The organism is Candidatus Fukatsuia symbiotica (assembly GCF_003122425.1).
GTDB classification, from domain to species: domain Bacteria; phylum Pseudomonadota; class Gammaproteobacteria; order Enterobacterales; family Enterobacteriaceae; genus Fukatsuia; species Fukatsuia symbiotica.
Genome location: NZ_CP021659.1, coordinates 2624071 through 2645279, shown reverse-complemented (window position 1 = coordinate 2645279; position 21209 = coordinate 2624071). Strand labels below are relative to the sequence as shown.

The window sequence follows — 21209 nt, the reverse complement described above, 5'->3', positions numbered from 1 at the left end:
GGATGATGATTTTTCTCATGAGTATCTTACTGGCGAGTCAGGTGATGGCGACGGATGGCGCGAGTACACAGCAATTCCTAGAAGAGCAACTGAAACAGAGCGAAACAGGGAGATCTATAGAGGATTTCGATTTTTTGCAAAAGCTTACCATCCTGATGCAGGCGCAAGACCAACCATTTATTGACGCTATGCAGCAACGCCAACAGCAGCAAGGGTCTGGTGAGATTAAGCCGGTAGCAAAAGCGCTGTATTTCGTGTCGTTTTCCATCCCAATCGAGGGGTTAAAACAGATGGTGCATGACGCTGATCAATACCCTATTCCGGTTACGCTCAGAGGGTTGGTGAATAACGACCTGCGTCAAACAGCCAATGCGGTGTTATCACTGGTAAAGGAAGGAAAGCGTGGGGGTGTCCAGATCGATCCTGTTTCATTTCGCACCTACGGTATCACCGCCGTACCAGCACTGGTTGTTACCTGTCAGGGACATTTTGATCGTGTAGCAGGCAATATTCGCCTAACCGCAGCGCTAAAAAAGGTGGCTGAATCGGGTCAATGCGCCCAAACCGCACAGGCTTTGTTAAAAACGGCGGCTGATCGATGAAAAAAAGCAGCAGAACAGGATGGCATAGGGGGATTACGATGATTTGCTGGGTATTTGCCGTCAATAGTCAGGCCAATGATCAATATAACAGAGGGGCAGACTATGCTAGACAGATACAAAATCAAGGCACCGCCGCCATGCAAGCCTTTAAGCCCAATGAGGTGTTACTCCATTACAACGCAGAGACGCCGGAAAAAAACCATTACGGCGGTGTGACGGCACCACGTGCGGATCTCGTTGAACAAGGTAATGCCGCTTTAACGGGATCGGAGGTTGGCAAAGCGATTACCGCCTCTCTGCTTAATAATCCAAAAGAAAAGCTCTCAATGGAGGCGCCTTTTATCTCTGTAGGTAGAGAGGCACAAAATACCGCTGAGCAAGTGACAGACGGGCGTTTTGACGGTTGTCAGATGCAACGCGTTTCTCACACCGAATTCACCCAGCATGTTTGTAACAGAGATACACGGGTTGAGCAGACCTGTAGCCGGAAAGCCACCCTCACGGGGGAGTGGACAAACCGTGTTAAGGTGGTTACCCGCTCATATAACCTTGAAAACCTCCCTTTCTACCATAAAGATGAAAATACTCATACTGTTATCACACCTGATGTGACAGGAGACATCATCGAGGCAGGGTATCGCTATGAAAATTGGTACAGCAACGCGGAACTGACAGTAAATCTGCTGGGAACATCATTTATTTACCGTACTTGGGGTAGCGTTAACCAACCATTTTGGCCAACAGTGACAGCGTTGCAGGCGGGGAAGCCATTTTGAGGCAGTGCACTCGTGGTACCGCAGTGGGGGTTGGCGTTGGTTTGTACGCCCCGTAAAGGTGACGATAATGCTCACCATCAAAGTGGATCATCTTGTTTTTACTCCCCGTATTGCCTGGTCAGAACACTGCCCCTTCAGCAAGTTGGAGGGGGCGTTAAGCAAAACCGAGTGTATCGAGAAGAGGGGTGATCGCACTCTTCACAAAGAAGGCAAGACTTATACTCTTTCCAGCGACTGCTGGGCTTATCGCGATAGCTATATCACTCAGACTGCGACACAGGGGACGTGCGCTGAGTATGTTAACAATCCAGCCTGCACGCTTGCTACGCGTCAATGTGATTACCGTCTTGACGGCTTTTGTCTGCACGAAAACGCGACCTATTCCTGTGAACATAAAACCTTGCGGACAGGCATGCTGTGTGGCGGCCAGTTTTTTTGTCAGGATGGCCGTTGTGCTCAATCCGCGGCAGCTAAAAATAATCTGTTTCAGCAAGCGGTTGCAAAGTTAGCGGCGGTGGCCGCGGCAGGCAAAGATGCCGCCACCTCAAACAGTACAGATGTCAGGGCGTTTACCGGTAGACCGCAATCGTGCAAGAAGTTTGCGGTGGGTTTTAACAATTGTTGTCAGGATACGGGCTGGGGCAATGATCTTGGCTTGGCCAGTTGCAGCAGTGAAGAAAAAGCATTAGGCCAGGCCAAAGCACGTAGACTCACCGTGGATGTCGGTGAATATTGCAGTCAAAAAGTCCTTGGCGTGTGCCTGGAAAAAAAACGCAGTTACTGCCTGTTTGATTCTAAATTAGCGCAAATTGTTCAGCAGCAAGGCCGCCAGTGGCAGTTAGGTATCGGATTTGGTGAGGCTAAATCGCCAGATTGCCGGGGTATCAGTGCCAATGAATTACAACGCATTCATTTCGATAATCTGGATTTCAGTCATTTCTATGCGGATCTGCAAAAAGGTTCAAACATCCCCGAAGATAACCAGCTCATGCAACGGGTTCAACAACAAATGCAGCATCAGATTAACCGCCGTAGCCCCGGAGGGAAATGATGCGCTGTCAAATATTGATCCTGCCATTAGTACTGAGCACGCTAAGTTATCCTCTATTGGCACAGATCGCTGAAATTCAACATTCTGATAGGCATGCCCGCAAGGGTGGCACTGGTATAACGAAACACAGGACAATGATGTTGAATCTGCGCCGATTCGCCCGATGTTGACGCCCTCTCAGCAAAAAAAGCGGTTGCAGCAAGCCACTCAAGCCGCTCTGGACACGGCGATTTTATACCCGACGCCGGAGAATTTTAGACATTACATGACCTGGCAGAATTTTTGGACAGCGAAAGCCGGTGAGTTCAGTCAAATGGCGAAACAAGCGATGCTGAAATACCCCGATCTGGATTACAACCTGCAATACAGTCACTACAACGGCACAGTGAAAGCCCAATTAGTCGGTGATCGTGAAAAAGAAAAAACAGCGATTTCGGCATTGGCCTTGCGCTATGGTGTGTTTTTCTTTTATCGAGGTAGGCAAGACATTGATGGCCAGATGGCGAGGGTGATAAAAAACTTTGTGCAGGAAAACCGATTGGCACTGATTCCCGTTTCGGTGGATGGCGTGATTAACCCGGTATTGCCGCGTAGCCGTCAGGACCAGGGTCACAGTCAGCGTATGGGGATCGTCCATTTCCCCGCCCTGTTTTTAGTCGATCCTAAAGATCAAAATTATCAGCCCTTAGCATATGGCTTTATGACTCAAGATGCGCTGGCGCGGCAATTTCTGGCGGTTGCCACGGGTTTTAAGCCAAACTTTTAAGGAAGGGATACTAATGAAATGTTTCCTGATGCTGGCTTTGTTGTTAACCGGCGTGGTTCATGCGTCGACGTGGGATGACATTGCAGCGCTGGATGCTATAAAAATGCAGACGACCCGGGAGGAAACGAAGCCTATGATAGCCCGTTGGTTCCGTTTATCAAATGGTCGTCAGGTTAACCTGAATCACTGGAAACTGGTGTTATTTATGCAATCAGCTTGCATGTATTGCCAGCATTTTGATCCGATGCTTCGTAAGTGGTCAGCCGAATCAGGCTTATCTGTTTTCCCGTACAACCTGGATGGACAAGGTGATGTGGCTTATCCCATGCCTTGCCCGCCCCGCCCGCGGTGATAGCTGAATTTTTTCAACATGGCATGCCGATTGCGACACCCACCACCTTCTTAGTGAACGTCAATACGATGGAAACCTTTCCTTTAATTCAAGGGGCGGTAGATAAGTCCAAATGGATTGCCCGTTTGGATGCCGTTTTTCAGATGGCGTTAAATAAAGGCATGCAATAATGAAATCATTAAAGCAGGTAGGGATAGGGCTAACCTTATGGGTTGTGGCTACCTACTGTACCGTGCACGCTGATGTTAATAGCGATCTAAATGCGTTTTTTGACCAACTGGGTTTTGCCAGCAACACCTCAATGCCGCAAGTATGGCAAGGACAGGCGGCGGGCTATGCCAGCGGCGGCTCTCTTTACCTGCGCACTGCCGTTAAACAGGTGCAAATGGTTTCTATTACTGTGCCTGCGCTCAACGCCGGATGCGGTGGCATCGATGCGTATCTTGGCGCGTTTTCCCATATCAATGGGGAACAATTACAACGCTTTGTCAAACAAATCATGGGTAATGCAGCCGGTTACTTTTTTGATCTGGCGTTGCAAACTACCGTGCCAGAAATGAAGCAAGCCAAGGACTTTTTGCAGAAACTCGCCTCAGATGTGAATAGTACTAATATGTCCAGTTGTCAGGCGGCGCAAGGGATTGTGGGTGGACTATGGCCCCGCACGGCGGTATCACAACAAAAAGTTTGCCAAGACATCGCCGGTGAGAGCAATCTTTTTGCTGACTGGGCGGCCTCACGTCAAGGTTGCACACTGGGCGGTGGTTATAACCGTGTGACTGATCGCGCGAGTGCTTCGATGAAAGATCAAGTGTTGAAAAATAAAAATCTGATGTGGCAGTCGTTAAGTAAAAACCGCTTGTTCGACAATAACAAAGAGCTAAAAGAATTTGCCATGAGTCTAACCGGTACGCTGGTTTTCGACAGTCAGGGGAAAATAAAAACGCTGGTGCCGTTAACCACCAACGAAGATATTATCAAAGCGATGATGAATGGCGGTAGCGCAAAAATTTATACTTGCGATACCGCGGATGCCTGCTTAAATCCTACCTTAACCCCTGTCTTAATCCGCCCAAACCAGGCGATGAATGGGCAGGTTAAAAAGCTGTTAAGCAGCATTCAGAACAAGGCCATCACCGATACCCCACTGACTCAACAGGAAAAAGGCTTCATTGCTTCCACTGCTGTACCCGTACTGAAATACTTGGTTGATCCGCAATCCCTGGGCGTTGCCAATACGTTGTTGTATCAGCTTTCAGACTACATCGGTTATGACATTTTGATGCAGTACATGCAGGAGTTGATACAACAGGCGCGGGTTATGTTGGGGAGCAATCACTACCCCGCGCCGGCGGTAAAGCAACTGCAAGCCAGCCTACACCAGGCCAGCCAGAATATGGCGCGGCTCCAATCTCGGGTACAGATCCAGCAGGATGCATTGATGGTGGTTGATCGTCAGATGAGTTATATGCGTCAGCAGGTTTCTAGCCGTTTACTTAACCGTTACCAGAGTAACTACCGGTTCGGAGGCCACTAACATGAATGTCATTTATACCCTCACCGGTGGTGCCTGGTTTCGTGATTCTCTCAATGCGATAGCTGCGTTTACCACATCAAGTAACTGGCAAGCCCTGCTGAGTATGGCGACGATTTTATCGGTTGTAGTGGCAGCAATGGCTTACATTAAAGGGCACGATATGATGACGCTGCTCAAATGGGTAGGCATTTATACGCTGGTCTCTGGTGTGCTGATTGCTATCAGATTACCGGTACAGATTATCGATAGCTCGCGTCCTATGACGGTCTATCAGGTCGATAATGTGCCTGTCGGATTGGTGTTGCCTGCCTCATTGATCACAACCGTGGGTCATGCTTTGGTCGAAGGATACGAAACGGTATTCCATCAACCGGATGCGCTGACCTACAGTAAAACCGGCATGTTGTTTGGTGCCGATCTGATGGGGAAAAGTACTGACTTTATGTCAACCCACCCGCAGATTTCAGGATTGTTCTCAGATTATGTGCAAAATTGTGTAGTCGGCGATATGTTGCTGAACCATAAATACCAGCTGGATGAGTTAATGAACAGCGAAGATCCCTACAGCTTGATTTTCAGTAGACCGAGTCCATTACGCGGCGTATTTGATGATAATGGTCAATTCCAGACTTGCCAATGGGCAGCGGTGCAACTACAAAATGCATTGGGGCGGGATACCAGCACCGGTGGGAAAACTCGGCACTATTATGTACGCCAAATCCTGGGAGGGTACCCTAACGCCACCGTTTTATTCGGTGAATTAATGGGAGACAGTTACCGTTATTTCTATGGTAACAGCCAAAGTGCTAGTGTGATGATGAAACGTAATGTCACCTTAAGTGCGTTGCGTAAAGGGATTGTCGGTTATGCAGCTCGTAGCGGTGATACGGCCAGTTTGGTGAACCTCGCAACCGAATCCTCTTATGCAAAAATGCGTATGTCACAAGCAACGGGGGCCAACATTGCCATGCGGCAGTTGCCCATTATGCAAACGGTGCTGACGGGGGTGCTGATAGGTTTATTTCCGATTATCATGGTGCTAGCATTAATCAGCCTATTATCGTTGGAGGTGCTCAAAGGATACGTGTTTACCCTGGCGTATTTGCAAAGTTGGCCGCTGTTATTTGCCATTATGAATAACGCAATGAATTTTTATCTAAAAACTCGTACCACAGGGACGCCTATTACGCTGTCAAACCTCTCGATGGTTCAGCAACAATATTCCGATATTGGCACCACCGCCGGTTGGTTGGCGCTGTCTATCCCGTTCCTGGCTTACGGTATTGTCAAAGGACTGGGAAGTGCGGTTTCGCAAGCGGGGAGTTATTTGGGCTCGGCGATGCAAAGTGCGGCAACCCAATCATCATCTCAAGCCGTGGATGGCACCTGGTCACTGAACAACCTGCAAACAGACAATGTTCAAGGTAACAAATGGGATACCAATAGTGCCTTTTCGCATGGTCAGATGACCTCCCAGGTAGGCAGTGGGGCGCTGGTGACGCAAACAGGGAGTGGACAAAGGGTATATAACACCACTCCCGCCCTGTCAAAGCTGCCAATGGACATTAATTTTGGTCGCACAGAAAGCAGCACGGCACAACGGTTAGCGCGAGAAAGCCAGATCCAGGCTGAAAGCGCGTTGGCTGGATTTAATCATACCAGTAACAGCGCCTATAGCCAGGCTAAACAATTTTCACAGCAAACGGGGAATAGCGCGACGGTAACGCGGGGCATTGACAGTGCTCAAGGGACATCAGAAACCCAGGCGGTTAATCAGATGCTGTCAGCCGCCAAGCGCTATGCAGAGAAAAATAATATTAGCGAATCTCAAGCCTTTACTGAGTTAAATAATATGTCCCGCAGGGCTGAGCTTTCAGGCAGTGCTATGGGACGTGTCGATATCAATTCAGACAGGCATATTTTTGGAAAAGTGGCGGGGTTGGCGACGGGGGTTGCTGCTGGCGTTGAATTTCGTGGCGGCGTAAGCGGTACCGCGAGTAATGCATCTACCCGTAGTACTGATGAAAAAGCAACACGCTCACAAGATCATTCGATTGACCAGTCCAGCCAAGAAGCCAATGATTTTCGTCAGGGCAGGGAGATGCTAAAAAGTTTCCGTACTTCACAGTCAGGGAGTCATGCAGATAATACGGCAAACGCTCAGATTGAGCAGTTAGGTACCACCCTGAGTGTTGCTGATAGCCGGTATCAACACTATACCGCCAGCCTTAATCGCAACCACGAGTACAGCCAAATGGCCTCAGCAGCACAGACAACCAGCGCTCAAACTCAAAGCAATTATACGCAGGAGTTTGTGAATTATGTTCAGTCACACAGTCCTGAGCGCGCTGAGGCTATACTAACGGATACAGCCAGCCCCATGGTTAGAGCAGAGCGGGAGCAGCTTGCGGGTCAATTTATGGAAGATAAGTTACGTGCCCGCGTCGACGGTCACTTTAACAACAGTCGCGCACAGTTGGGAGAAGGGATGTCTGATGTTAATAACACCGTTACATCGGTTGGAGAAAATGCCTGGCAGCAGGGGAACTCAGCCATTCAATCACGGATTGACGCTGCCAGTATTCGCTCTGATAACACCAATAGAGTCGACTCGATGATGAGCGATGGAAACCAGCATATTTCCCATGCTGACAGGGAGATTAATAGTGCTAAGGAGGGTATAAACAGTGATCAAAAAGACCGTGGTTCAGCTCACCAGCAGGCAGAACAAAAATTCGATAAAGATTATGACAACGCGACTGAAAATCAACGTTTACCTTGGGTAGCAAGTCAAGATGCGCTAACTCAGCGGGCACTGGAAATACAGAAAAAAAATAAAGGGGTGGGCAATGATCATAAACAGCTTGTTTCAGACGCTGTCTTGGCGAGTCATGTTGATGCTGATCCCGTCGCTTTATTTTGTCGTGTGACTATCCATACCGTTTATCCTGGTATCTGCCAAGCTTATTATGTTGGGTGCATTGGCATTGTTTTTATACCGATGGGCGTGTTCATTGGGCTATTTTTCGACCGATACAAAAGGATGACAGTGGATAACTGAGTTAAGAAAACGTCGCCCAATGCATCGACTATCCATGCTATCTACAAAGACAACAAAATATACTCTGTCCACAAGAACAGTTAATGCAGCTTGGCGTAAAGCCTTCCGGTAGCTGAGGAATGACATCAAAATAATGCGCGCCAATTATGTGGCGCGATTATAAAAATGGCGCCATAATCGCGCCACTCGTACCCTTAAATCGCGCCAAAGGTAACTATGTCATCCCTCTCTGATCTTTTGCAAAATATTCAGTTATCTACCGGGCTAACGCTGGCTGAAGTACTGGCCAGCCATCCTAATATCAGACGCCGCACCGCCCAACGCTGGCTTGCTAAAATGGCCGAAGCCGGACAAATTATTGCCGTTGGTGAGGGACGTGCACGGCGCTATTTTCCGATAAAGTCAGCCGATGCAGCTAACACGGATGATACCTTTCCTCAGCACATTCCGCTTTCTGCGGACAGTGTAGATATTCTTGCTTATGTTGATCGTCCCATCACAATACGCACACCAGTAGGCTATCAGCGCGATTTTCTAGGAAGCTACCAACCCAATAAAACACGCTACCTGTCCGAGCCATTGTGTCGTCAATTAAAAAAAATGGGGGATACCGGACAAGCTAAACTCCCTGCCGGAACTTATGGCCGTGAGATCCTGAACCGCTTATTGATCGATTTGTCATGGGCATCGAGTCATCTGGAAGGAAATACCTATTCCCGCTTGGATACCCGCCTATTGATCGAACAAGGCATGGTATCTCAAGGTAAAGCGGCCATTGAAACGCAGATGATCCTGAATCACAAAGCAGCCATAGAGTTGTTAATCGATAATGCAGCGACTATCCGCTTCAACCGTTATACATTGCTCAATCTGCACAGTATTTTGTCGGAAAACTTGCTGCCTAACCCTGCTGATGAAGGCCGGTTACGTCAACATGCTGTTGATATTGGCAAGAGTGTTTACCGCCCTCTTTCTGTACCGGCGCAAATCAGCGAGATACTTGACAGGATACTAAATAAAGCAAATCAGATCAGTGATCCGTTTGAACAATCATTTTTTGTTATGGTTCATCTGCCTTACCTACAACCTTTCGCAGATGTGAATAAACGTACTTCACGTCTAGTGACTAACTTGCCGATGATCCGCGCTAATTTGTGCCCTCTGACCTTCATTGATGTACCTGAACAGGCATACAGTCGTGCGGTTATTGGTGTCTATGAAATGACTCGCATTGAATTGTTACGTGATCTGTATATCTGGGCTTATGAACGCTCCACACAGGAGTATTTAGCCATCAAACAGAATCTGTCCGAACCCGAACCCTTACGGTTAATGTATAGAAATATTATCAATCAAACCGTGAGAGAAACGGTTATCCAGCAAGGACAAGAGCCTCTTAAGGTCATTCGTCGTACATTGGAAAAACAGGTGCCTGAAATGGATCGTGAAAATGTTGAATATCTGGTGATAGCCGAGCTGCGCAGATTACACGAAGGTGTATTGGTGCGTTACGGTTTAAGTCGCTCTGAATTTTCATTGTGGCAAGCGCAACAGAGTGAATTTTAATTCGTGATTGGAGTTTTCCCGCCTATTCAGTTCAAACTGGCAATAAACGAGTTGCTTAATAAGCCTATTGCATTTTCGATCAGGTTAGAGAAATGTAATGAACGCGTCCCAACCCCTTACATAGGTATCTACACATCTTCGAACTGGCACAGGGCTCTTACTGCCAGCCGGGTCAGTTCTTCTGGGGTATTCTGACAATAACTTTAGCGTGTTTAATAATATCGCTAACCCTGCCAACAGCGACGGTGTGCTTTCACGTCGGCTACGCTTTTGTTGTCGCCCCGATAACCGACATATCCACTGCCGGGCACGCGCATTTTCTTCTCCTTCTGCGCGCTGCAATCGCCACGCCAGCACACACGCCATACTCACTATCAGCAATCTGCGTAGCACCGCACTGTGCTGAAGCCAGGCCTCCACGTTATGCCCTGCACCTTTTATCAGCTTAAAAAACGACTCAATGCTCCAGCGCCAATAATACCACTGCGCCCTCTCTTCCCCGCAGAGCTTGTCCTCCACATTCGTCAGCAACGTCCAGCGCCCCAGCACCCGGCCTTCATTATCACTCAACTGGGCCACAACCAATCTGACAGTCAGGGAGTGCCCTGGCTGAGCTTTTATCCGTCGGCCCGTTTCCTTATCTGAACGCTTTGGCCTGGCAACCCGGGTGATTATCACAGGGGCCTCGCTAATCGCCAGACCCGCTTTTCTCCCTTTATAGTCAACCTCCGCTCTCACTGTAAATTCCAGACCATCAGCGACTTCGCCGAGTTTTTGAGTTTCACCCTTATATTGAACCCGGTGACCTTCTTTACCACGGATAAGCCAGCGTAGACCCTGAACACTCAGTTCCCACATGTAGGCGATGGAGTCCCCTTCACGGTCAATAATGTGAACCAACGTCTTGCCGATATCCAGGGCTTCGAGCCGAGTGATATCCGTCGTCAGGGCATCCATATGGGTCTGCGGGGCAGATGTGTCGTCTTTCAGCGTTGAGTGACAACCCGCACTGTCTGTCAACGTCTGGGCCAGAGGAGCAACCGGCAGGCCGGAGGCGGCATCAACCAGCAGGCTACTTTGTAGCTCATACCCTATGTCCCTGCCGTGGCTCATCTGCAGGCGGTTCTGCTTTTTATGATGCGACTGGAACTGTAAACCCGACCCGTCATGAATCACGAGAGCATATGAATGTGGGCTTGAGGCAATGCCCTCACGGGCGAACGCAATAATCGGGTCGTTAAGCTGGCTGAAGGTAATACGGGCATTGTTGAGAAATCGCCAGACGGCCTTAGTGGTGGCAAAGGTGGTCTTCTGAGCGCTGGCGACATCTTTAATCGCACAGGCAAGAGGATCTGAAGGTGTCATATGTCGTTTAACCCGCGTCTGATATGGCGGTCAAGCCGGGCATCGAGCCCGGCAAAAGAGAAGTTGAGAGCATGCTAAAGAGTAATAGCATTAATCACAATAAATGTGTAGATACCTGGCACTGTTAACAAAGTGAATATTGAGATAAGATCCACTTTTTGTGGGGTTGTTAAGGATGAAAAACAGACATTATCCGATCAAGGCATCCGATTTTATAAAAGAAATCGAGCCTCATATTCTTAAGTATTATAAGCGGCCAGGCAGACCCGCGGGTATCAGCCATTATCACTTTTTCTCGGCAGTGTTATACGTATTGAGAACCGGTATCCCTTGGCGTGATGTGCCTACTTTTTATGGCCATTGGCATACGATTTACACGCGTTTTAAACGCTGGAGTGAAAATGGGCTATTCTGGCATTTGCTTTATCTCTTGCAGAAAAGAAAGAAAATCAGCCTTAATTACGTCTGGATAGACAGCACCACAGTGCTGGTACACCGCCACGGCTCAGGGAGTTTAAAAAAAAAGGACCTCAGTCGATAGGGCGCGGGCGCAAAGGGATAAGTACCAAAATTCATGTCGGTCTTGCAGGCAATTATCTCAGGGGTGTCTGTTTGTCTGAAGGACAACGCACTGATATGAAAGTCTTTCCTTTCTTTAGTGTCCAAATTTATTAGGCCAGAATAGTGATCCCTCGCTGCAAGCGCGCGCTTTATCCCGGTATCCAGCCAAAAGATAAAGAAAAATATAAAACACGCAATGCCATTGAACGTTTCTTCGGCAAAATAAAAGAACACAAAAGACTCGCTTTATGCTTTGATAAGCTTGATATCACCTTTTTTCTTTATTTCGCCATCGCTTGTCTTAAGGTCTTTAAATTACTTTGTTAACAGTGCCGCCTATCGCAAACCCTGTGATTCAGATTCACTTTATCGACGAGCACCGTGGTGAGGTAGTTGACAAGCTTTACTATTAGGCACAAGTATCTTCATTGAGGTAGCGAGTGAACAAACAAAGAAGAGTGCAACCCACTATCGTTTGCGTTGGTATGTTAGCTCATTGTCTTTAAACAGGGCGGGATTTCACTTTGTATTATTTATAACCAACAAGGTTGGTATTTAAGCATTTTATAAGCTAAGTCTTCTCAAGAGTTTAATTAACATACAAAAATTGAGCATTTTACAACCTAAATTAGGTTAATTAATAAGCTAAATCTCCCCCTGGCCTTTAAATGCAGAACAAGACCAGTAGTAACAGATAATGGGTTGCGAAAAAATGACCTATTTTTATTCACGGGTTACAAAAGGTAGTATATTGTTGTATATTGATGCAATTAACATCAAGGAGGCTCTATGGCAATCCCATTGAAATTATCCAATGAACTAGTAGATATGGCCAGGCCGCGCGCCGTTGCTGAACATCGGTCCATTCCAAAACAGATCGAATATTGGGCGCGTCTCGGGAAGGTGGTTGAGGATAATCCAGAACTACCCGTTCAATTTATCAAGAGCACGCTACTCGCTACTGCTGAGGCAGATGCGGGTCAACTGTCTGAATACCACATTGGTGTGTGATGTCGTTGAAGATTCTTAGCACACCAACGTTTAATCGCGTTGTTAAAAAAATGCCTGCACGCGATAAAAAAGTGGTCGATCAGGTTGTCATGGAGATTACTGCTGCTCCTACCATCGGTAAAGAAAAAAAAGGCGATTTAGCCGGCGTGTTTGTTTTCAAGTTCAAAATCAACAAACAGGAAACTTTACTGGCATATCGACTTTTGCCAGATAAAAGGAAACCGCAAGAGGTTGTCTTGCTTAACATTGGTTCTCATGAGAACTTTTACACCATCATGAAACGGTAAAACCCTCTGAAAGATCTATCAGACCTAGGATTTTGAAGTCCAAGATGAACTTATTCAGCACTACACTTTCAATGAATCTGATCTGTCGTTGATCCAACAACGCGGCGATGTAAACTGTCTTAATGTCGCGATGCAGTTGTGTTTGTTATGTTTTTCAGGTCAAGAGGTAACTGCCTGATACTATGGTGCCTACATTTCTATTGTAATGGATCGGGCGATAACTGCGCATCAGTTGGTCACAGTATGCCGAACGAGAGGAAACACGCTGAGAACATCTATTATGAATGGCGTACCTGTGGGTTTGTTGCCTAATTAAAAGAACGTTTAGTAGAAAGTCATGCGGATGTTGTTTTTATCATCATTATGATTGAGGTACATCAACAAATAAAATTAATATAATCAATTTATTTATTTTCAAATGGAAATTAATTAACACAAGACTCTTTAGGAGACAGTAAATGACCAGCAAGACATGGGACAATCAGGAATCTGAAAAAATACATGCAGAAATAGCAAAACTTATGGCTGAAACGTCCAAAATCAGTGCTGAAACCTCAAGGATAAATGCTGAGTTTTCTAAACTCAGTTTGGATAGCAAGAAGACAGCGGCAGAAACAACTAAATTATATCGTGAAATATTCTGGTATCCCGTAGCCATTGCATCTGGTTTTGTTGGAACTATTGCTGCTATCACAACCATTATTATCAAGTTAGTGTAAGTTAACTCTCCGTGGGCGAGGTATAACTGTTTTAGTTACGCCTGCGTCCATCCTGTTTTACATTGAGAAAATAATGCACCTGAATCTTCGTCATTTAACGCAGGGCGGGCAGGTCGCTTTTATGCGTCTGCGCATGTTCCTGCAAATAAATAGCCTCATTTTTTATTATATGACCCTGTCATTTATGGTCATGACCCTAGTGATGTTGTTTATTCGAGTTAGTACACAAAATAGTATCAATGGTTTGATGTATTGGTATGCATGGAGTATCCATCCACTACTAAAAAATAGCGTCAACCCGACTCGTTATACGCTGAATTATTATGGAAAGCAGTTGCATTATACGACGGACCAGATAATTAATGACGCCTATACCGTTTATTGTGGTCAATTGCTAAAACAGGAATTAATCATTTCTGCCTTCATTTCCATGATAGTGGTTTTTCTTGCGGTGTTATTTTTCTACTGCTATTTAGGGTACACCGGTCGCAAGCAAAGTGAGGATGAAATTACCGGAGGACGGGTATTAAATGACGATCCTAAAGCGGTTGCCCGTTTGATGAGAAAACGCGGGCAGGCGTCGGATATCAAGATTGGCCCTCTGCCGATCAAAAAAGACAGTGAAACCCAAAATTTTGGTCTGCATGGCACAGTGGGCTCCGGTAAATCTACCCTGATCCGGAAGTTTTTGTCTTTTCTGCGTGAACGGGGTGATCGAGTTATTATTTATGATAAGGGTTGCACCTTTATTGATAAATATTACGATGAATCGAAAGATATCCTATTAAATCCGCTGGATAAACGCTGTGCCAACTGGGATATGTGGGAAGAATGTCAAACCCTGCCCGATCTGGAAACCCTCTCTAACACGCTGATCCCAATGAATTCATCGGAAGATCCCTTCTGGCAAGGCTCTGCCAGAACAATTTTCGCTGAAGCGGCGCAGCGTATGCGCCAGGATAAAGGCCGTAGCTATAATAAATTTCTCCGCACGCTGCTGGCAATTAATCTCGAGAAATTGCGCGAATTTTTAGCCGGTACACCGGCTGCCACCTTAGTTGACGGTAAGATTGAAAAGACCGCCCTTTCTATCCGCAGTGTATTGACCCATTATGTTAAGGCGATGCGTTATTTGCAGGGTATCGAACGTAGTGGCCAGCCAAAGTTTACTATCCGCCAATGGATGCAAGGGGGTAAAGGGAGCGGCAAGCATGGCTGGTTATTCGTCACCTCCAATCAAAATCATCATGAATCGTTAAAACCCGTTATCTCGATGTGGCTTGGCATCGCCGCCAACAGTTTGCTGTCGATGGCGGAAAACCGGCATCGCCGCGTCTGGTTTTTTATCGATGAATTACCCTCTTTGCACAAACTCCCCAGCCTGCCTTACATCATCGCTGAAGCACGTAAATTCGGGGGTGCTTTGCCTTAGGATTCCAGTCTTACCCGCAACTGGAGGAAATTTATGGCAACAAATTTGCCGAAGCGATGTTTGATTTGCTGAACACCAAATATTTTTTCCGCTCACCCAGTGCATCAGTGGCAAAATTTGTTGAGGAAGATATCGGCGAAACGGTAAAGAAAAAGTGCGCCGAGCAGACCAGTTTTGGAGCCGAGCAGGTGCGAGATGGTATCTCGTTTAGTAAAGATGAACAGCGCATCAATATTGTCAGCTATACCGATGTGCAGATGCTGGAAGATTTGGAATGTTTTGTCACGCTACCGGGTCATTACCCTGTAGTCAAAATGTCGCTCAAGTACCAAAAATTAGCTAACGTGGCCGAGCCATGGGTATTACGCCATATTGAATCCAGTCTCGATCCACACGTTGAAAGTGAACTAGCGCAACGTCGTGAGGAAGCGAGTCAGGCGTTGGATTCCCTTTTTGCTCATGAAAACGCGGCACTACAGCCAAAATCACAAACATTTACGGTTAAATCTACCGCAAAACCCACGGAAACAGACAATACGACTGCCGGAGGGGGCCGAGAAGATCCGCTAGCGATGAAACCTGTCGCACCCAACATCAGTGCAGGTAGTGATATTAAAGAGGGTGTAAGAGACGATCAATACACCCCACCATTGCAAACCAGAAAAATGGTACGCAAGGAAGAAGACAATATCAACTCACGCTGCGCCGATCACGCAATAGATGAGCCCGGGGAATACTTTTGATGATGAGTATTAGCCCGATAGCCGGTAACGCCCGCTATTACGCCCATCAGGATAATTATTACGTACTGGGCAGTTTAGGCTCTCGCTGGATGGGTGAGGGAGCCAACAGGCTTGGTTTGTCTGGGCCGGTCAAAGATGCAGTGCTTGATCAACTTAAACAGGGGATATTACCGAACGGTATCCAGATTTCTCGCAAGGTAAAGGGTAAACAGACCCACCGTGCAGGTTATGATCTCACCTTTTCCTCCCCAAAAGTGTCTCTGTATTGGCATTAATCGGCGGTGATCCGCGTTTTATTGAGGCACACCATGCCGCTGTCTCTGTTGCCATGCAGGAAGTTGAGACGCTGTCCTGCGCCCGCATCACTAAAGACAAAAAAACCGCTACCGTCTTGACCGGTAATATTATCGCAGCACTCTACCATCACGATACCTCCCGTGATCTCGATCCGCAGTTACATACGCATGTGTTGGTATTGAATGCCACCTATGCTGAAGGCAAATGGCGTGCGCTCGCCAGTGACACTAAAATGAAAACCGGCTTTTCGGAAACTGTGATGGTCAATCAAGTGGCGCTGGGAAATATTTATCGCCATTCATTGCGTCAAGCTGTCGAAAAAATGGGCTATAAAACCCATGAAACGGGCAAAAATGGTCTGTGGGAAATGGAAGGTGTCCCTGTAACGCCTTTTTCGCAACGTAGCCAAACCCTCCGTGGGACGGTAGAGAATGATGCATCGCTGCGTTCCCGTGATATTGCTGCACTTAATACCCGCAAAGCTAAAGTCGCCTCGGATCCCCTGATCCTGGTGGCGGAATGGAAAGCACGCTTGCAAGAAACCGGCTTTAATCTCGCTGATTTTATTAGCCGAGCCAAAGCTCATCAACAAGAGAAACAGACGACCGGCAGGCAGGAAAACAAGACCATAACCAACGATATCTCTCAGGTCATTAATCACGCTATTTCCTTGCTCAATGATAGCAAAATACAATTCACCTATTCCGATTTGCTGGCTAAGACCGTAGGGCAACTACCAGCAGAGCCTGGCGTGTTCGAGCGCGTGCGTCAGGGTATTGAAGCGGCAATTGAACAACAGCGAGTGATCCCGCTGGATAAAGAAAAAGGCATTTTCACCTCAGATATTCATTTGCTTAATGAACTGAGCATACATCAACTAGCTAAAACGACTCTGCGAGAAAATCGGGTACTGTCATTTCTTGATCGGGCACAAGTGAGAGAACGCCCCTATGCCGACGCCTGGTCAGTGTTGGCACAGGACAAATCCCCAGTGGCGATCTTATCTGGACAAGGAGGTGCCGCCGTTTGGCGCGAGCGTATCACGGAGGCGGTGATGATGACCAACGATCAAGGAAGGGAGGTAAGGATCCTGGCAGCAGACCGACGCAGTGGTGCCTGGCTAGCGCAGGACAAACATATTGCTGGTCGGGTGATGGTGCGTAGCCAGCTTACAGGTGAATTCGCCTTGCTACCACAAAGTACTCTGGTCATCGACCAGGCCGAAAAACTGACACTGAAAGAAACACTGCTGTTACTGGAAAAGGGACAAGAACAGAGCGTGCAGCTACTGTTTATAAACAGTGAGCAACGTCCTGGAACAGGCAATGCGCTATCGGTACTGAAAGAGGCAGGTGTCCCCCATTATCAGCTTTACGGCAGCCAGCCATTAGCCACCGTTGTTGTCAGTGAAAGCGATAAACGTATCCGATATGAAGTCATGGCCTCAGAGTATGCAGCCATGAAGTCGGCAAAAACAGAGGTGGTTGCCCAGGTTAACGGGCAACGGGAGCAGGCAACACTCACCGCAGCAATACGCACCCAATTAAAAGGATCCGGTCAATTGGGTGAAGTCGATACCACAATATCAGTACTACATCCGGTTTGGTTGGACAGAAAAAGCCGCCATCAACGTGAAAATTATCGCGCTGGTATGGTGATGGAGCAGTGGGATAATGAAAAGAAAACGATGCACCGCTATCAGATAGACAGGGTGATAGATAGCACCAATACCCTGCAGCTAACCAGTGAAACCGGCCATGTGCGTGCCGAAAAAATTAACAAGCTGGACAGCAGTTGGAGCCTGTTTGCACAAAAACAAATGACTATTGCGGTCGGAGAACAGCTCAGGGCGGTTGGGCGAGAAATGAAAGGGAAAATAAAAGCCCATGAAACACTGAAAGTCACCGCCATCAGTAAAACGGGTGTTACTGTAGAAAGACAGGGCAACAGTTTCACATTGGACAGATCGCGTGCCCTCAAATTGTTACCCGATTATGTTGAAAGCGTGGGAGCTAGCGTCAGTGACAAAAATCAGATATTGGCTGCCTTCAGCGCCCGTGATTTAAATGCCGCGACACTTAATCAACTGGCGAGAAGTGGTGACAAAGCAACACTGTACACTGCCATGCCGTTGGATCGCGTAGAAAAACGCTTAGCCAGTCATCCACATTATCGTTTAGCCAGCGAACAGGTTAAAGCACAAGCGGGTATGGATAATCTGGATAAGGCCATCCGCCGGAACAGAGAAAATTTATTATCGCCGGTACAGCAATCGGTGGCATTAGGATTGAGTCGCGTTCAAACTCAGGGGATTGCTTTCTCAGATCTTACGCTCATTTCAGCGTCCTTGGGATGGTCGCCTGAAGTAACAGTTAACCAGATTAAAGCTGAAATTGAGCAGCAAAAAAAGCAGGGCGACCTGATCAGTCTGTCACCGATTGCCGGTGTGGGTACCGGGCTGTTGGTGTCACGCGTGACCTATGAGATGGAAAAATCCATCCTCCGCACCATCGCTCAGGGCAAAAATGCTGTTCCACCGCTCATGGCGGCTATTCCACAGCAATACCTGGAGGGGTTGACTGACGGCCAGAAAGCAGCAACATCGATGATCCTGAAAAGTGCCGATCAATTCCTGGCTATCCAGGGGTTTGCGGGTACAGGGAAAACCACTCAATTTAAAGCAGTGATGGCCGCTATAGATAGCTTACCGGAAAATCAGCGACCACAAATGATGGGTCTCGCCCCGACACACCGCGCCGTTCATGAAATGCAAGGAGCAGGTATTTGCTCACAAACACTGGCTTCCTTTCTCAGTGAAGCACGTCAACAAGCATTAGCCGGTGAAGCGCCAGATTATCACAATACGGTATTTATCATTGATGAGTCTTCGATGATCGGGAACCGGGATATGGCCGAGTTGTATCAGCAGATCAGCCGTGGCCACGGACGGGCGATTAGCAGCGGGGATAGCGCCCAGCTACAGGCGATTGCTCCCGGCCAGCCCTTTAAGTTGATGCAACAACGCAGCGCCATTGACATCGCAATAATGAAAGACATCGTACGCCAGACGCCAGCATTGAAAACAGCTATCTATAGCATGATAGAAGGAAATACCCGCGAAGCCTTAAACCGCATAGAAACAGTGACACCTGACCGCATACCCCGCCAGCCACAGGCATGGATACCCACTGCATCGGTGATAGAGTTTAAACAAGATCAGAAAAAACAGGCAAACACAGTGTCACAGCAGAAAAGCCGCGCTGCGCCCATTGACGTGATCAGTGCTATCAGTCAGGATTATACCGGACGTACTGTTGATACCAGAAACCATACGCTCATCGTGGCGCATCTCAACGATGATCGTCATGCCATTAACGCGCAAATTCATCAGCAACTCCAGGCGGCGGGCGAGCTTGGCCATACCGAATACTTATTATCCATTCTGGAGCCTGTGCGCATATTACATCATGAATTACGCCGTGCTAAGGGTTTCTCTGTGCATGTTAACAATATCGTGCTAATGAACAACCAGTATTACACCGTGGCCAAGATAGATGATAAAGCTGGGGTGGTTACTCTGCGTGATAGCGAGGGAAAAGCGCAGCTGATATCAAATTTTGAGAACAGCACAGAGGCTATTGCACTGTATAAACCGCGAGAAATTCTTGTCAGTACCGGTGACAAGTTACGTTTTACCCGCAGTGATAATGACCGAGGCTATGTGGCTAATAGTCTGTGGCAAGTGAGCAAAATAGAAAACAACGGCAGCATCACTCTCACTGACGGCGAACACAACAAGCACTTGGATCCAAAGCAAGCTATTGAAGATCGGCATATTGATTTGGCCTATGCCGTCACCTCTTACGGCGCACAAGGTGCCAGCTCCCGCTATGTTATTACGCTGGAAGGAACAGAAAGGGGCAGGAAAAATATGGCCACCCGAGAGGGAGGTTATGTGACACTCTCTCGCGCAAAAGAACATGTGCAGGTGTATACCGACGACCGAGAGAAATGGTTGAGGGCACTAGAACAGCAGAAAAAATACCCTACCGCCCATGATTTACTGCATTCTGCGGATGATAAAGCCGCTCAGATTGCGGCGCGATTGATGGCAAGCGCCACACCGATGCAAAATACCGCACTGGGACGCAAATTATTACAAACACGTGGCCTGGGATCGGGAGAATCAATGGCAAAATTGATTGTGCCCGGGCGTCAATATCCCACCCCTCATATGGCATTGCCGGTATGGGACAGCAACGGTAAACGCGCCGGGGTTTACCTAGATGAAATCCGACTGCAACAAGAAGGAAGTAAAATAGAACTAAACCACCAACCACGAGTGCTGGGCAGTCAGGATGCTAGATTTGCGGGCTTACAGATCAGTCGTAATGGAGAAACGAGACTCGCAGCGGATATCCATCAAGCTATACGACTCGCGCATGTTTACCCAGAAAGCGGGGTGATAATCCGTTTATCAGGTGTTGGGATACCAAGTAACGTTAACCGTATCACCGGTAATATTCTGGTTCCTGAGGATGAAACCACACGTCAGGCACAAACACCACCTGATGATCCCCTACCCTTTATCCACGATGACGTGGAAAAATATGCCGCTGAACAAGAGAAAAAAGCCAGGGACATCGCACAACAACAGCCTGAGCAAGAAAATCAGGCGATAGCTATCGAAAAAGCAGCGAAGATCATTCAGGAAGAAGCGGCGCAGAATGCATTGAAATCAATGAAATCGGATCCCTCAAGTAAAGATAATGGTGCGCTCAATAAGGTCGTGCAAGATGTTGCCCAGACAACATTGTCTTCTGAACGGTTGCAGAAGCTAGAACGGGATATAGTTAAAGAGAAAACATTCGAGGAATAGAAAGAAACTAACACCTATGTAGAGAAAAACACCTATCGATTGAGGGCACTGAGTTTGACTGTCAGGGAATGTAGCAACAGTCTAAGTAGTTTTCAGTCGCCTATTGGAGCACCCCAAATTTTATTTCGTCTTTAGAATGAAATCATGCTTTCATTCTAAAGAATTAATGCAGAAGGTTTTTAATGCGTTGGAGGAAACCATCTT

General features: G+C 47.3%; 14 protein-coding genes and 4 pseudogenes. 17 read left to right on the top strand and 1 reads right to left on the bottom strand.

Going from position 1 to position 21209, the window contains the following annotated elements; all coding sequences use genetic code 11:
• Positions 1-2 precede the first annotated feature (2 nt).
• From trbC to CCS41_RS12840, 8 genes and pseudogenes are all read left to right on the top strand, one after another.
• Positions 3-602, top strand: a complete 600-nt coding sequence (gene trbC / locus CCS41_RS12875; protein WP_240313778.1) for a type-F conjugative transfer system pilin assembly protein TrbC — start codon at positions 3-5, stop codon at positions 600-602.
• Positions 603-640: 38 nt separating this feature from the next.
• Complete coding sequence (locus CCS41_RS12870; RefSeq protein ID WP_162860080.1) at positions 641-1378, top strand: hypothetical protein; 738 nt, start codon at positions 641-643, stop codon at positions 1376-1378.
• A 67-nt stretch (positions 1379-1445) separates the two neighbouring features.
• Complete coding sequence (locus CCS41_RS12865; RefSeq protein ID WP_119797660.1) at positions 1446-2429, top strand: conjugal transfer protein TraN; 984 nt, start codon at positions 1446-1448, stop codon at positions 2427-2429.
• Between the two features lie 109 nt (positions 2430-2538).
• Positions 2539-3195: pseudogene (traF, locus tag CCS41_RS12860) on the top strand (type-F conjugative transfer system pilin assembly protein TraF); the annotation flags it as partial.
• Positions 3196-3208: 13 nt separating this feature from the next.
• Positions 3209-3717, top strand: a pseudogene (trbB, locus tag CCS41_RS12855) (type-F conjugative transfer system pilin assembly thiol-disulfide isomerase TrbB).
• Positions 3717-5084 carry a conjugal transfer pilus assembly protein TraH gene (gene traH / locus CCS41_RS12850; RefSeq protein WP_119797659.1) on the top strand — a complete coding sequence of 456 codons (1368 nt, stop codon included), beginning with the start codon at positions 3717-3719 and terminating at the stop codon, positions 5082-5084. The pseudogene trbB and the gene traH overlap by 1 nt, the downstream one beginning before the upstream one ends.
• Position 5085: 1 nt before the next feature.
• Positions 5086-8145 (top strand): conjugal transfer mating-pair stabilization protein TraG, encoded by a 3060-nt coding sequence (gene traG, locus CCS41_RS12845; RefSeq protein WP_119797658.1) that lies wholly within the window; start codon positions 5086-5088, stop codon positions 8143-8145.
• Positions 8146-8361: 216 nt separating this feature from the next.
• Positions 8362-9711, top strand: coding sequence for a Fic family protein (locus tag CCS41_RS12840; RefSeq protein WP_119797657.1), 1350 nt, complete (start codon positions 8362-8364; stop codon positions 9709-9711).
• 84 nt (positions 9712-9795) lie between these two features.
• Here the strand turns inward: CCS41_RS12840 and CCS41_RS12835 are convergent, their stop codons facing one another.
• Positions 9796-11076, bottom strand: a complete 1281-nt coding sequence (locus CCS41_RS12835) for a flagellar biosynthesis protein FlhF (protein WP_240313777.1) — start codon at positions 11074-11076, stop codon at positions 9796-9798.
• Between the two features lie 175 nt (positions 11077-11251).
• On the opposite strand from CCS41_RS12835, the gene CCS41_RS12830 reads away from it, so the two are divergent.
• The 9 genes and pseudogenes from CCS41_RS12830 (at position 11252) to traI (ending at position 21005) form a co-directional block, all read left to right on the top strand.
• A complete protein-coding gene (locus CCS41_RS12830) occupies positions 11252-11617 on the top strand; it encodes a transposase (protein ID WP_119797656.1) in 366 nt (121 codons plus the stop codon).
• Positions 11618-11760: 143 nt separating this feature from the next.
• Positions 11761-11964, top strand: a complete 204-nt coding sequence (locus CCS41_RS12825; RefSeq protein WP_162860079.1) for a transposase — start codon at positions 11761-11763, stop codon at positions 11962-11964.
• A gap of 462 nt (positions 11965-12426) precedes the next feature.
• Positions 12427-12648, top strand: coding sequence for a TA system antitoxin ParD family protein (locus tag CCS41_RS12820; RefSeq protein WP_006707195.1), 222 nt, complete (start codon positions 12427-12429; stop codon positions 12646-12648).
• A complete protein-coding gene (locus CCS41_RS12815) occupies positions 12648-12935 on the top strand; it encodes a type II toxin-antitoxin system RelE/ParE family toxin (protein ID WP_119797654.1) in 288 nt (95 codons plus the stop codon). The genes CCS41_RS12820 and CCS41_RS12815 overlap by 1 nt, the downstream gene beginning before the upstream one ends.
• A gap of 34 nt (positions 12936-12969) precedes the next feature.
• Positions 12970-13095, top strand: a pseudogene (locus CCS41_RS17810) (DUF4158 domain-containing protein); the annotation flags it as partial.
• A gap of 298 nt (positions 13096-13393) precedes the next feature.
• Positions 13394-13654: a hypothetical protein gene (locus CCS41_RS12805; protein ID WP_119797653.1), complete on the top strand. Its 261-nt coding sequence runs from the start codon at positions 13394-13396 to the stop codon at positions 13652-13654.
• 73 nt (positions 13655-13727) lie between these two features.
• Positions 13728-15829 (top strand): annotated as a pseudogene (gene traD, locus CCS41_RS12800) (type IV conjugative transfer system coupling protein TraD).
• The gene (locus tag CCS41_RS16175) at positions 15829-16104 is read left to right on the top strand and encodes a relaxase domain-containing protein (RefSeq protein ID WP_205411434.1); all 276 of its coding nucleotides are present in this window, start codon (positions 15829-15831) and stop codon (positions 16102-16104) included. Before traD ends, CCS41_RS16175 begins: the two are co-directional and overlap by 1 nt.
• Positions 16095-21005 (top strand): conjugative transfer relaxase/helicase TraI, encoded by a 4911-nt coding sequence (gene traI / locus CCS41_RS12795; protein ID WP_205411433.1) that lies wholly within the window; start codon positions 16095-16097, stop codon positions 21003-21005. The genes CCS41_RS16175 and traI overlap by 10 nt, the downstream gene beginning before the upstream one ends.
• The last annotated feature ends 204 nt before the right edge of the window (positions 21006-21209 follow it).